The 13,539-nt window shown below is 45.1% G+C and carries 12 protein-coding genes and 1 pseudogene; 3 read left to right on the top strand and 10 right to left on the bottom strand.

Annotation, left to right across the window (positions count from 1 at the left end):
* Positions 1-35 precede the first annotated feature (35 nt).
* On the bottom strand, positions 36-1,817 hold the full coding sequence (locus MKY48_RS17385) for a flavocytochrome c (protein ID WP_339264970.1): 1,782 nt from the start codon (positions 1,815-1,817) through the stop codon (positions 36-38).
* 176 nt (positions 1,818-1,993) lie between these two features.
* On the opposite strand from MKY48_RS17385, the gene MKY48_RS17390 reads away from it, so the two are divergent.
* Together MKY48_RS17390 and MKY48_RS17395 are read left to right on the top strand one after the other, a co-directional pair.
* Positions 1,994-3,598, top strand: a complete 1,605-nt coding sequence (locus MKY48_RS17390; RefSeq protein ID WP_339290050.1) for a sensor histidine kinase — start codon at positions 1,994-1,996, stop codon at positions 3,596-3,598.
* On the top strand, positions 3,583-4,368 hold the full coding sequence (locus MKY48_RS17395) for a response regulator (RefSeq protein WP_339290052.1): 786 nt from the start codon (positions 3,583-3,585) through the stop codon (positions 4,366-4,368). Before MKY48_RS17390 ends, MKY48_RS17395 begins: the two co-directional genes overlap by 16 nt.
* A 63-nt stretch (positions 4,369-4,431) precedes the next feature.
* On the opposite strand, the gene MKY48_RS17400 is transcribed toward MKY48_RS17395, so the two are convergent.
* The gene (locus MKY48_RS17400; protein ID WP_339264975.1) at positions 4,432-4,647 is read right to left on the bottom strand and encodes a hypothetical protein; all 216 of its coding nucleotides are present in this window, start codon (positions 4,645-4,647) and stop codon (positions 4,432-4,434) included.
* 122 nt (positions 4,648-4,769) lie between these two features.
* On the opposite strand from MKY48_RS17400, the gene MKY48_RS17405 reads away from it, so the two are divergent.
* On the top strand, positions 4,770-5,747 hold the full coding sequence (locus MKY48_RS17405; RefSeq protein ID WP_339290054.1) for an Ldh family oxidoreductase: 978 nt from the start codon (positions 4,770-4,772) through the stop codon (positions 5,745-5,747).
* On the opposite strand, the gene MKY48_RS17410 is transcribed toward MKY48_RS17405, so the two are convergent.
* The 8 genes and pseudogenes from MKY48_RS17410 to MKY48_RS17445 form a co-directional block, all read right to left on the bottom strand.
* Positions 5,703-5,963 carry a hypothetical protein gene (locus MKY48_RS17410; protein WP_339264979.1) on the bottom strand — a complete coding sequence of 87 codons (261 nt, stop codon included), beginning with the start codon at positions 5,961-5,963 and terminating at the stop codon, positions 5,703-5,705. The genes MKY48_RS17405 and MKY48_RS17410 overlap by 45 nt on opposite strands.
* A 220-nt stretch (positions 5,964-6,183) precedes the next feature.
* A complete protein-coding gene (locus tag MKY48_RS17415; protein ID WP_339264980.1) occupies positions 6,184-6,498 on the bottom strand; it encodes a BCCT family transporter in 315 nt (104 codons plus the stop codon).
* 518 nt (positions 6,499-7,016) lie between these two features.
* Positions 7,017-7,292 (bottom strand): annotated as a pseudogene (locus tag MKY48_RS17420) (phosphoenolpyruvate synthase); the annotation flags it as partial.
* Between the two features lie 134 nt (positions 7,293-7,426).
* Positions 7,427-8,458 carry a phosphotransferase gene (locus MKY48_RS17425; protein ID WP_339290056.1) on the bottom strand — a complete coding sequence of 344 codons (1,032 nt, stop codon included), beginning with the start codon at positions 8,456-8,458 and terminating at the stop codon, positions 7,427-7,429.
* 366 nt (positions 8,459-8,824) lie between these two features.
* Entirely contained in the window at positions 8,825-9,901 is a 1,077-nt protein-coding gene (locus MKY48_RS17430; RefSeq protein ID WP_339290058.1) for a Gfo/Idh/MocA family oxidoreductase, read from the bottom strand.
* An 18-nt stretch (positions 9,902-9,919) separates the two neighbouring features.
* A complete protein-coding gene (locus MKY48_RS17435) occupies positions 9,920-10,903 on the bottom strand; it encodes a Gfo/Idh/MocA family oxidoreductase (protein WP_339264982.1) in 984 nt (327 codons plus the stop codon).
* Positions 10,904-10,944: 41 nt separating this feature from the next.
* Positions 10,945-11,733, bottom strand: coding sequence for a phytanoyl-CoA dioxygenase family protein (locus MKY48_RS17440; protein ID WP_339264983.1), 789 nt, complete (start codon positions 11,731-11,733; stop codon positions 10,945-10,947).
* Positions 11,734-11,812: 79 nt separating this feature from the next.
* The gene (locus MKY48_RS17445; protein ID WP_339264985.1) at positions 11,813-13,471 is read right to left on the bottom strand and encodes an extracellular solute-binding protein; all 1,659 of its coding nucleotides are present in this window, start codon (positions 13,469-13,471) and stop codon (positions 11,813-11,815) included.
* Positions 13,472-13,539 lie beyond the last annotated feature (68 nt).

The raw sequence follows: 13,539 nt of genomic DNA on the forward strand, positions 1-13,539 counted from the left end.
TTTAAAAAAATGAATCTTCAAAAAGTCTTACACATCTACTTTGCGACTTCCTGACCAGCAATCCGGCCGTAAGTAACAATATCCGAAATGGCATTTCCGCCCAGACGGTTCGCACCATGAACAACGCCTGTCACTTCTCCAGCAGCGTACAGTCCCGGAATAACCTTACCTTCTGTCGACAGAACACGTGCTTTCGTATCAATGACCAGTCCACCCATTGTATGATGGACCGACGGAACTGCTTTTTGAATATAATACGGGCCTTTTTCCAGCGATACCAAACCACCACGATGGTTGTAATCCAGATCCTTGCCTGTCTTCGCATACTCGTTGACTTTACTTATAGTCTCTTTCAATGTTTCTACATTTACCTTGAAGAAATTAGCCGCATCTTCAATCGTGTCAGCCTTATAGAGCATTCCCTCTCTAACTAATTGATCATACTCATCTTGGTGCACTTCGATCGTCTTGCCGATATCGGCGATTTCCTGATTCCAGAATTGGTAAGCGTAACGCCCTTCTTGTGCTAGAATTGCCTTAGAAATGACATCGCGTCGTTCCAATTCCTCTACAAATCGTGTTCCCCCTTGGTTAATCAGTATCGCGCCATCAAACCGGGAATCGGCCACAAGTGAGATTACACCTGTAGCAGGGTCACAGATCGGATAGGTCTGAATATTCTCCATATTCGTAATATCTGCATTAACTGCTTGAGCCATAACAATCCCGTCACCTGTCGTCCCTGGCGTATCCGTAGACATATAGCTCTCATCCAACTCAGGATTATATTGCTTACGCATCTCAATATTAGAACCAAATCCACCGGACGCTATGATAACGCCTTTGTTCGCATGGAAGGTCACCTTTTGACCATTTGTGCTCGCATCAACGCCAACTATTTTACCACTCTCATCCGTTAGTAGGTTCTCAGCTTTCATGTTTGTCTTGATCTTAACTCCAAGCTCTTCGGCCTTGGTCTTGAGCTTCGTAATCAATTCCGCCCCTGTATGGCCGACAGGAATAAGTGCACGCTTACGGGAATGTCCCCCGAACTGGAAGAGGTGATCGGATAAAAACTCTACTTTTACCTCGTCACGTAACCATTCGGCTGAACCCAGTGCTTGCTCGGACAAAATCTTCACGATTTCCGGCTGGCCTAGATTGTCGCCACCCTTCATCGTATCCTGATAAAATAACTCTGGGCTATCATCGGTAATGCCAAGTGCATGCTGAACCCAGTTGTCAGGCGCATTCATCTCCCCACCGGAGATCAATGTGTTACCGCCAACGGTCGGCATCTTCTCCAGAATAACTACGCTTACTCCGGCATCTGCTGCTTCGAGCGCTGCACTAAAGCCAGCACCGCCCGCGCCGATCACGACGACATCGTACGTTTGTTCCGACTCTTCGGTCTGTTTCGCATCAGTTGTTCCACTACCTGCCACCAGCGCAATTCCCGATTTAACAATCGCATCCTGAATTGCATCCAAATACCCCTTGCTCGTCACACTAGATCCACTAATAACATCTACCTCTGCACTATTTGCCTGCATGACATTTTCCTTCAATTGAGTATATACAGGCTCCGATAGTACTTCATTTTCCTTCTGCTCCAGAACCTTCACATCCGTGATTTTATAATCCGTAAAGGTTACCTCAACTTTAATGTCACCATGCTTACCACTACCTACCCCAATGGCCGTCGTTGTACCATTCGATGCATCCTTTGCGTTTTCTTTCGAGCCGCAAGCTGCCATCGTAAATACAAGTGCCAGCACCATAATAATGGACAATACTCTAGCTGCGTGTTTTCTCATAGTTCCTCCCCTGATAACGTTTGTACTTGAATTTTAAACATTGTGAAAAAATGTACAATATGTATTATAGGCTATGCATCTCCAAATGTATTTGCACATTTTGGACTTTATTTATACATTTTGGATAAGTGATACTTCTCATTTATAAAGGGAATGCAACATGATGTAATAAAGACATGCACTCAATACAACGAAAAATTACATTATATGCCGGAGGATGCTTTCTCTTACTATTCCTTGCGTTGTTAGTCGCCATACACATAGAGATGGAACGAACGGTCGTCCCACTCAATGAATCACTGACACAGCAAATCGTCAATGCCCGGAGCGAACAAATATCCTATTGGTTTCAGCAGCGGATTGGAGAAGTCGAAATGCTCGCCACCCTTGCTTCTGATCATCACTTGACTCGAGAAGAGCTGTTACGCGAAAGTCGCAAGCTCGAACAACGTCGAGGTCATGACTACGAGTCCATTCGGATTGTTGATCTCCAAGGAAACTCTTGGACGCCGGATAGCAACTCTTTCTCTATATTAAATCGAGACTATTATAAAGAACTGATTTCGTCGAATGCTCCCTGCGTTGTAAGTAACGTTATTGTTTCAAGAGCCAACAAAGCAGAGATTGTTGTTATTCTGTACCGTGTTGAACCGCTAGTTCATGAGGATGCAGCTTACATCGCAGCCGCCGTTCCTATCGGTAAAATGAAAGATATCGCCCAAGACATTTTGGTGTATGACGGTAGAGGATCGCTTATCGTTAATTCAGAATTTCCAGAACTGGATGATTCCAGAGCTAACATGGCTATCTTTACGGCTTCGATTACCGGTGTTCCGGGCTGGAAGCTCATATTCCAAGTGCCGAAATCCCAGCTTACCCAAGGTATGACGAAGACCCAGCGGTCGGCTCTTATGGTAGGAACTGTAGTAGGTATCTTCTTTTTGATACTCGTCCTATTATTGGGCTCCTCCATAGCTAAGCCGATACAGGCGCTGCGTCAATTGATGAGACAAGTGGAAGACGGTGACTGGAGCGTGCGTTCTAACGATAAAAGGCGCGATGAGATTGGAGAGTTAGCGCGTAGTTTCAATCAAATGCTCATTAAGCTATATCAATCCCAGCAAGAAAAGAAGGAAATGGAGCTGCAGATGATTCACGAACAGATTAAGCCCCATTTTCTGTATAATACACTGGATACGATTCAATGGATGGCTGCAAGCCATGACGCAAATGATGTGGTGGACATTGTAGAATCCTTAAGCACGTATTTCCGGCTTGGACTCAGCAGCGGCAGTCAATTTGTAATGCTGGAACAAGAATTTCAACATGTCGAGAGCTACTTAAATATCCAATGTGTTCGGTATGATGATATTCTGGATTACGAATTGAGCTATGACAAGCATTTGGAACAACATCAGATCATTCGGTTCATCCTTCAACCACTCGTTGAAAATGCGATTTATCACGGAATCAAGCCGCTGACAAACCAGAAAAGTAAAATATCAATTCGTGCATATAAACAAGGGGATCAACTGATCGTCACTGTCCTGAATAACGGAGTAGACATTCCTAAATCCAGGCTCGCATCACTTCAGAAGACGTTGCGGGACGGAAAAAAAGACAGAAACGAAGAGATCGGATTCGGTCTATATAGTGTCAACCATCGCATCAAACTTGCTTATGGTGAGCTTTACGGTTTGCAGATCAGTAGTGAACAAGGTGTAACCTGTATGACGATAAATGTACCACTTGGAGGTGACAACTCATGTGGCAAGTCCTAATCGTGGATGACGAGAAAATTATCCGTAATGGCTTACGGAAATACATCCAAGAGAGTCGGCTGCCTTTTGAACCATCAGGAGAAGCAAGGAATGCTGCTGAGGCTCTGTCTCTAATCGAGGAATCCACACCAGACGTATTGCTAGCGGATATTAACATGCCGGGGTTGAATGGCCTTGATCTGGTCGAAATTGTAACGAGTCGGTATCCTGACATGGTCGTGGTGATTATTAGTGGGTATGATGATTTTAAATATGCGCAAAGAGCCCTGCAAATGCATGCTTATGATTACTTACTGAAGCCGGTACCCAAGAGCGATCTAAACCGAATGCTGTCTAAGTTACACGATCACTTGTGCGGTCTTCATCCTGACGAAGTTACGAAGCTCAAGAATGAGATGACGCAGGAAGCACTCTCGAATGCCTGTGGACTCTCGCCAATTATGGTGAAAATAACAGAATATATCCACTATCATTACAATGATCCGGAACTGGCCGTACCTCATGTGGCGGAGTTATTTCATATTAATTCCAATTATTTGAGTAAACGAATGAAAAAAGAGGTCGGAGTATCTTTTCTGGAGTATTTGACTGAGCTTCGCATCTCGAAAGCGAAGGAATTATTGGACAACTCCATGCAAAACATCAAAATTGGTGATTTGGCGATCAAAGTAGGCTATAAGAATCAATATTATTTCAGCCGCCTGTTTAAAAACCGAGTTGGAGTGTGTCCGGTAGATTATAAAAATAGTACCAAAATGAATATGTATTGACTATAGAGATACGGATTAACTTGGCATAAATCAGAATTCATCGTAGTTGAGCGATTCGCCAGGTTAACCGATGTATCTCCTTTCGTATTTTCCACTGCTTCTTTCAAGCCCCTTTAGAACGATTTCACCTTTTTCAGAAAAAACATTCCAAACGAAGCAGGTTCCTCTTGGGATGCCCTCTGTGATCTCCAACTTTTTAGATCCAATTTGCGAAGTATTGTAAAGTACTCCTTCAATGTATGGTTTTGAACGAAAGGAACACGGGTCGGAAATTTCCATTATTCTGTGCTCCCTTGCAGGGGTAATTATATTCATAGGATATGAAAAACTTAGAAGGATTAGGTTATCAGCTAAAGAATGATTATGGTATTAAAATCATGGTGGATTGGGAGGGTTACGAGGTGAATGTAGAGCAGAAGGACAGTATCAGAGTTAGGCCTGAAAAGCTCAGGTGCTTCACTTCCGCACTAGCCCGTAAGGCTGGTATGTTGGAAGAACAAGCTGATTTTCTAGCGGAAGTACTCGTAAAAAATGATCTTCGAGGAGTATTCAGTCACGGTTCCCAGCAAATAGCTACCTACGCCCGGATCATGCGAGATGGTTTGATTCATCCAAATCCACAAGTCTACACAGTGAATGAAGCGGCTTCTACGATGGTAGTGGATGGAGACGGAGGACTTGGTTATTTTGCGGCATTTCGGGCAGTGGAAGAGATCGTTGATCGCTGCCGTAATCACGGGATCGCTGCGGCCGTCACACGGAATCACGGACATATCGGAGCAGCTGGAATCTACTCACGCCTCCTTGCGGAGCAAGGGCTCGTCGGGTATGTTACGTCTGGGCATCAGTTACACTTAACCACCGAGGAATCGATCATGCGTGCAGCCGGTGGATCACCGATGTCCTTCGCAGTGCCTTCGGGCACTGAAGTACCCATGGTTCTAGACTTTGGGGCAATGCATGACCTCTACCCCTCTCCTCACTTGGAGCAGCTGTTTAAGCTCGCGCCCGGACTTGTATTTCGAAATATGGGATTAGGTTTTATGTGCCAAGCTTTGGGCGGCTTCTTAGCAGGTCTTCCGGTAGTAGAAAAAGACGATGGGAAAAAGTACAAGGGAGCTAATCAAGGCGCGTTGATCATCGCACTGGATATCAGCCGGTTTATACAACCAGATCAGTTCAAAAAAGAAATGGACACTTATATGAGTATAACTAGTAAAATGCAGCCAATGCCCGGATATGATAGAGCAACACTTCCGGGGGTCCTTGAATATGAGCGCGAACAGGATCGAATACACAGTGGGATACCTCTCAGTAAAGAGCAGCAGACGGTGTTAAAAGATGCGGCTGTTGAGTTTGAACTTGAACCGCCATTTTGAGCCGCGCAACTGATTTCCCAGTGTCAGATCATCATACCGCCAAACAACAGAAAGAGAAGCTGCAGCCTCCACCCCTGCAGCTTCTCTTTCACTTACCGTCCCGAGGGTATGCTCGGCGACCGCTTGATACGCTTTGCTTGCCACCCACAATGCCGTTTCGCTGTGGGAGGACTGTACAGCAAATTTGGACTCGCCGACAAATGTCGGGAACGACATCGTAAACATCATCCAGATTGCGAGCGTTTGAGCACGGTGCTGCAGCCACGCACCCTTTGAGCTCCCCTATTTCAGCCCAGCCTCTGATAGATATAGTTTTTATAAAAGACGACTTCATGCTTCTTCTGTTTGGGAACCCGTTTCCCTATCCTTCTCTAAAGCGAGAACCTCCCTTGTTGCTTCTATGAAAGACATCATGATAGGTGAAAGCCACTTGTCTTTATGCCACAACATCTGTGTATACACGTGCAAGTCCGGAATTTGCCATGGAAGAGCAACAAGTTCGCCCCGGTTCGATAGGGACATGAACAAGCGGCTCGGCGACACCAAAGTTTACAAGGCCGACACCAATTCCTGCAGTGAACAACATTCCTAGCCTTGAGAACGTGCTAAACTCCGGCTTCTCATCCTTCTTCCCCAGCCTGACATTGCCAAACTTACTGAAGGCCAGCAATAAGCAAATTCCGATGACAATAAGCGGGATCATCATCGTAAACCAGCTAATTGGCCATGGTACTTGTAAACCCATCCCCATAAGGTGTTCGTCAGATTTTCTGGGTTAACGACAGCCCAGACAGAAAAGATACCTGTGAATATAACCGCCGACCAGAATGTTACTGAACTTTTACTGCCATTCCGATTGGAGGATTGAAGGGAATCCATAGTGTGAAGTCTCCAATCTATGTTGTAGTAAAGCTCTTCCATACATAATATTTACAACTCCCAATCGATAAATTCATCCGTCTCAATTATTTTCGAATCGGATCATATATATCTGTCTATAAGCAGCACACTTAAAGGAATCTAGTTTGAAGAAATGCAGAAAAAAGGATGAGTTCAGATCCATCACCAACATGTGAATCTTACTCATCCTTTTTTAACAGGCTGTTGTCTTTTTATTAATCAATCTCTTGTGAAACATGCTCAGGGAATCCACGAAGTATACGAAAATGGTACTCAGCTATGACAATATTTCGAAATACCCATCAGTCCCATGTATGCGAATTCGCTGCCCATCCTTTATCCGTTTGGTAGCATTCTCCACACCGACTACGGTTTTTCGCTCCAACGAGTTCTGGTGATATCGATTTCTCCAGCACAGCGCATGCCGTATTTGCTGAGATAAGTATAGATCGCGTCCTGGGTTTCCTTCCCGCCTTCCAACTTAACCAGTTCATCCAAAAAGTTGTTGTCTTTGACATGTTGTAAATAATCAATGACTTCCGGATAAGGACGGATCGCATCTGCAACATCGAGTAGCGCCAAACCCATTTCCGAAGTAATATTATGGGGTACGGATTGAGAAAGCGTGTCTGCTGCGTTTTTTTCACTTTTCGAGGTTCGTTACCTGCCCTGCGGACGGTTTTATATCACCCCATGAGTCTATGTCGTCTTGTGATTACCCCGACGGTGACCGTATTGTTTTCGGAGCGGTTTATGTAATAAGTGAAACCATTTATCAATCATTGTTCATTCCTTATCTCAAAGATTTTTTGCAGAGTTTGGATGTGCAGCATTCTTTCATCATCTGTATCTTGGAGTTTGTTTCCTGATCCTGCGTCCATATACCACTCTACAAGCCTGTATCCGAACATAAGTAGAATCAACTCATAAACGCAGTTATTCTCTATGTGTGAAATATCCACATATTCCGAAAAGCCTTTGTAATACGCCGGGATACATCTATGGTAGTATTCAACCATGTTTTCAATATCGGCTTCGTCCGCGATAAGACTTGCCATATCTTCACCTAAATAGCCCCACCCCGTGGTATCCCAGTCCATGAGTATGGTTTTACCGTCTGAATAGAATATGTTTGTTACCCAAAAATCCCTGTGACACAGCACGATGGGCAGCTTTTCTATACGGTTGAAAATTTCGTCTGCGTTTTCATCAATGTCGATGAGCATGTTACATAGGTGTTTCGGGATTTCGCAATCGTCGGAGCGTATGTAATCGTACACTTTATTCCAAGACCGATAATGAAGATAGAAGTTCTTCATACAATCCACTTTACTCAGGTTGGTCAAGTTCTGTAAAATGATTGGCTGTTCGGCATATAACTTGCCTTGGAACCGTCCTAATTCCTCGGCTGCGCGTTCATACATATCGCCAGTCAAATCTAAACCCGATATGCCGTCGATATATTCCATCCATATCTGCGTTTCGGTTTCTTCTTCGTTCATTTTGGCGTGATAACATTCAGGCCAACGGAATGATTCAGAAAACAGAGCACTGAAATTGGATTTATAAAAATCATATTCCCTACGCCAGGAATCGGGATCGTTGTAGCGTTCCCATTTCTTCTGCGTTTTTAAAACGATTTTATAGGGCAACGTCCCGCCGTCAGTGGTTTTGGCATTGCCCGTTACAAGCTGTACATCACCCACTGTACCGCCATGTAATGGTTTGCTCTGAAAATCGGTGCAGATTATTGGTGTACCGAGCATTTTACTTATGATCGGTGTCAAAGTTTCGGCTGTTATTTCGCTCATTATGAAGTCCTCCAATCGTTTTTTTACAAGGTGAATGGTTAAGGTAAACACCCCTGTCGATTTGTCCGTTATACAGTTTCTGATTTGCTTGTCGCCATACATAATCATCATATTGGAAAAGAAGACAACGATGAAAGGTGGATTATAGATATATTCATTTATTACCTCTTCCTACCAGTTAGCTTAATGAAATCGCGATTGGAAAATGATTAGATCCATCAAACCGGCAAAACAAAAAAGCCGCTAAATTAGCGACTTTCAATGTCTATATGTTCTTGTCATCGGACACAAGATTTGTTTTTACTGATGGTACAATGTAAATCATTACAAATGAAGGGGCTGATTTTATATTTCACGTCCTTATTCCTAATCAAAATAAACGGTTTTGCCTGTATCTGCGGATATATAGACGGCTTCTAATATTTGTGAAACAATCATAGCTTCCCTCGGTTTAACTAAAGGTTCAGTATCGTTTACGATACTGTGAATCCATTGTTTGGCTTCATACTCGAAATCGGTCATTTCTTCTCCCCTGAACAGTTCTCTTGCATTCGGATTCACCTCAATTTTATTCAGGAACAAGCTCCCGTCCCTCTCGCCATTGATCCGCAGTTCATTTTTAGCAAAATCCGCTCCTCCCTTCGTTCCGCACAGCAGGTTGCCACCACCTTCCGCAATGTTGAGGGCCCAACTTGTTTCAATGATGACCGTAGCTCCATTTTTAAATTTCACATACCCGAACGCCGAATCTTCTACCTCGAATTCGTTGGGATCCCAGGCTCCCCATTCGTTCGCGGCATTTTCGGTATGCTTCAGTTTATGGAAGACACTGCCGACGACACTTTCCGGTTCATAGTTATCCATCAACCATAGGATCAGATCAAGGGAGTGGGTTCCAATATCGATCATAGGACCGCCCCCTTGTTTCTCTTTATCAAGAAACACGCCCCATGTAGGTACGCCTCGTCTTCGGGTAGCGACAGCTTTTGCAAAATAGATATCTCCAAGTTCCCCATCGGCGATCATCTTTTTTAACAGTTGGCTTTTGGCGTTGGAACGATTCTGGTACCCGACGGTGAGCTTCTTTCCTGTTCGCAAGTGGGCTTCGTACATCGCTTTGGCCTCCGCTCCTGTGACTGCCATTGGTTTTTCGCACATGACATGTTTGCCACTCTCGAGCGCATCAATGGAAATCGTCGCGTGGGAGCTGTTCGGTGTTAGCACATGTACGACCTCAATCTCCTCCATAGCAAGCAGATCCTTGTAATTGGTAAACACCTTAGCGCCTTGCGTGCCGTATTTTTCCGCGGCTTCCTCGGCTCTTTCCGGTTTCAAGTCGCAGAAGCCCACCATTTGTACGTTATCTAACTTGGACAAACACGGCATATGTTTGCCGTTCGCAATCATTCCGCAACCGATGATCCCTACTTTTACGGTTCTCATCGCATTCCCTCCCCCGCGTTATTTAAACTCTACCGTTCGGTTTTCCTTATGAGCGATGTATGCTGCTTCCAATAGCTCCGTCAATTTCGTCCCCTCTTCCAATCCGAAAGGCATCGGCTTGTCATGAATCAATGCATCTGCCCATTGGATGATCGGAAGCGGCTGCTCTTTAGGGAGCTGATTAGGTGAAATCCATCCGGAAAAAGGTACATCGAGCTTCTTCGAGCTGACTCTAACGGTATCATCTGAGATCATCAGGGTGCCCTCCGTGCCGTAAATCTCAAGGGCAGAAGGAGTTTTGTACGTAACAAGGCTTGTTTCGACCAGTGCGACCGCGTTGTTTACGAACTCAATGGAGCACTGCGCATTATCTTCCACTGCACGATTGGTAAAATAATGAAACATGGATGTGATTCTTTTAGGCTTACCGAGCAGCATACTTGCGATGTACATCGGATGACAGCCCAAATCCATCATGGCTCCGCCCCCTGTTTGCTTCTCATCATACCAGTAATCCGGGAGCCAATTATTCAATGCACCGTCGTGGCCGTTACGAATGCGCAAAAGCGTGATGTCTCCTAATACATGGTCATCTACTAGCTGCTTAGCGAACAATTGGTGCGGCCTTGTGAGAGCGGGAAATGAAATGCAGAACTTGACGCCTGCTTTGCGTACTGCTGCAGTAATCCGATCGCATTCTGCTACGGTAAGAGCCATGGCTTTCTCGGTAAAGATGTGTTTGCCGGCCTCAGCAGCTGCTACCATGACGTCTGCATGCATGCTTGTAGGGGCATCCACCACGACGCCATCAATGTCTTCCCGCTCTAGCAGCGTGTCCAAATCCGCTTCAAAATCCGTTCCCAATTGGGCAGCCCATTCGCTTCCGCGTTCAGGCTGTTCGTCCCAGACTGCCGTGAGTTTGACGTTACCGTGAGATTGTAACCTTCTTGCATAATCATCTGCATGCACATGCCACTTACTTAACATCGCAACGTTCAACATGCGTTTCCCCTCCGTCATCGTTTATATTTTTTTACAAGATTTTAGTTTTCTTCAAAGGGAGGTGGCGTATAACTTGCTCCAAATGGCGCATCAGGCCTTGAAAAATCCCCCATTAAAGCTCTTCGCACAGGCGTAGTTCTTTGCATAAAGTTGACATCGTTATGGAAACGGTCCGAGGGCTTTACCCACGGAGGGCTATAGATGTAATGCATGGTATAGCGGTCGTAATCCCAATTATGTTCGTACGTCCGATGCCATACTGCGTTGTGAAACACCAGGACTGACCCTGCAGGCGCGCATACCACATGGCTTATCGGCGTATCCGACTTTGTAGTCCGGATCGAATCCGGCAGAGGAATGAGACTGCGGTGGCTGCCTGGAATGAACTCCATATTCCCCATGCCAGGTTCTTCCTGATCGGTCAATAAAAATGAAGCACGGAGCTGAATAAGGGGGACTGGGTACCCCAGATTCTTAAAATCGAAGGCGCTGGATCCGTCTTGATGCCAGCCTCCCATACCTCCCCTTACCGGCTGCTTCGTATTCCACCCGGACTGCATAATGAATCGGTCGCCAAGTAAACCTCGGATCTTCGGTAAAACCGATGGATGATCCATTAAGTTTTCAAGAGCGTGTTCAGATTCATACCCTCTGCCGACTTGCCCCCAACCGACTGTACCTGCCGCTTCATGAAGTCGAATTGATGCCTGCAGGCATTCTTTGACCTCCTCTTTCGACAGTACATTCGGAATGACAAAATAACCCCACGATTCGAACATAAACTGATCGAGTTCAGTGAATGCGCCTGCTGAAACAATCGGGTTTAACATATGTTGTCGTCCCCTTCCTTACATGTAAAAAGTGATTCGGGATGGCAGTGACACCATCCCATGGATAAACTTCCTTCACTTAGAACCCTACATCATCTCGTTCTGCAGCTTTTTGAGCCACAAACTCCGCCATTTCTTCTACGCCGGCAGCTCTAAATTTTTCTTGAACACTATGAAGCATATCTAGAGCTTCTTGATCTGACGCCGCAAAATACGCTCTCTTAATTTCCTCATCGAAATTCAAACTACTGGTTTTATCTCTATATTCCTGATATTTGGGCCACTCTCTTGCAAGGTAGTTGGCGCTTACTTTGTCTATAATTTTGATAGGCATTTTTGCTGAGAGACTCTCCTCCAACTTTTTCCACTTCGTTTTTTGATCCTCGGGCATAGGCCAAGTAATATCATTGGAGAATGCCCCGATGAATCTTCCTGGAAGATAATTGAGCCCTGCGTCTCTTTTCAGATCCGGGTTATCATCGAATTGTTTTTTCACATCAGGAATCCACCGGGGTAACCCGTTTTCCATGGTGTAGTGCGTTCCTTCGATCCCGAAATACGCAAGCAATCGGCCTTCTTCACTGTTGACATAATCAATGTAACGTAATGCCGCATCAGGATCTTTGATGTTAGCGCTTAAGAACAGGGCAGGGAAACCGGAACGGCCGGGTTTTTCCACTTGCGTTCGGATTTCTCCGCTCTTATTCTTCATCGGTCCGAGTAGTTCATATTGCATTTCCGGATTCGTCTTATAAAGCGTTTTTTGCAAATCATCTAACATCGGCTGGGCTCCGAACACGGCAAGCTTGCCCGTCGTAAGCTTTTCATTCGCTGTTGTACTCGTATTGTTAAAGGCTTCAAGATCAAACAAACCTTCCGTTAATAACTTCCTCATGTATAACAACTTAGCTTCATGGTCCTTGGATTGCGTCCAGTGAATCAGTTTTCCATCCACTTGATGGAAGTCCGAAATCGTGTAATCCGACCACCCGGCTAGGAACTGGCCGGAATCCCATCCATTCCACATCGTTCCGGCCGGGATGACCGGTTTCCCGCCAATATCCTTAAAACCTCCATCTCTGATCTTGACCAATAGATCATATAGTTCTTCTTGCGTATCAATATCCTCCGCTTTTACATTTAAAGCTTTCAGGATATCCCCCCTGGCAAAAAGACCGTAATTCCAATTATGAATGCTCTCAGGGGTGCCGTCCGGGGTCTCCGTAGGAATGAGATAAGTCTTGCCTTCAAAATCGGGACTATTGAGATCGAACTCGGCAAAATCCTTTGCAATCCCGGTAGTCACAAGTCTTTTAATATTCGGGTATTTATCGAGATATGGGGTTAAATCCAGGAGCTGTCCTTCCATGGCTGCCTTCTTGATGACTTGTCCTTCTCCTCCTGTAGTCGACCAGAATGGTGCGTTAACAATATCCGGAACCGTACCGGAAGCAAATATGGTGTTTAGTTTTTCTACTTCGCTTGTTGTGATGGATTCCAGTTTTAACGTTACTCCGGTTTTCTCCCTAATTTTTTGGGCTACAGGATTATTCTCCTGGTCCTGCGGGAAACCGGCTCCGCCACCGTTCCAAGCACTGAGAAAAGTCAAGGTTACCGGTTTTATTTCTTCAGTACCTTGCTCCTTCGGACCTGTGTCAACCGTGCCTGCATCTTCCCCTCCGCCTTTTCCCGTGCATGCCGTCATGGTCACTAAAAGCAGTAAAGCGATTAGTGTCATAACAAGAACACTCCTACGCTTGTTCCTCCTCATACTACAATCCCCTTCCACTGGAAGTTTTTATATAA

This window comes from Paenibacillus sp. FSL W8-0187 (genome assembly GCF_037969755.1).
Taxonomy (GTDB): domain Bacteria; phylum Bacillota; class Bacilli; order Paenibacillales; family Paenibacillaceae; genus Paenibacillus_AQ.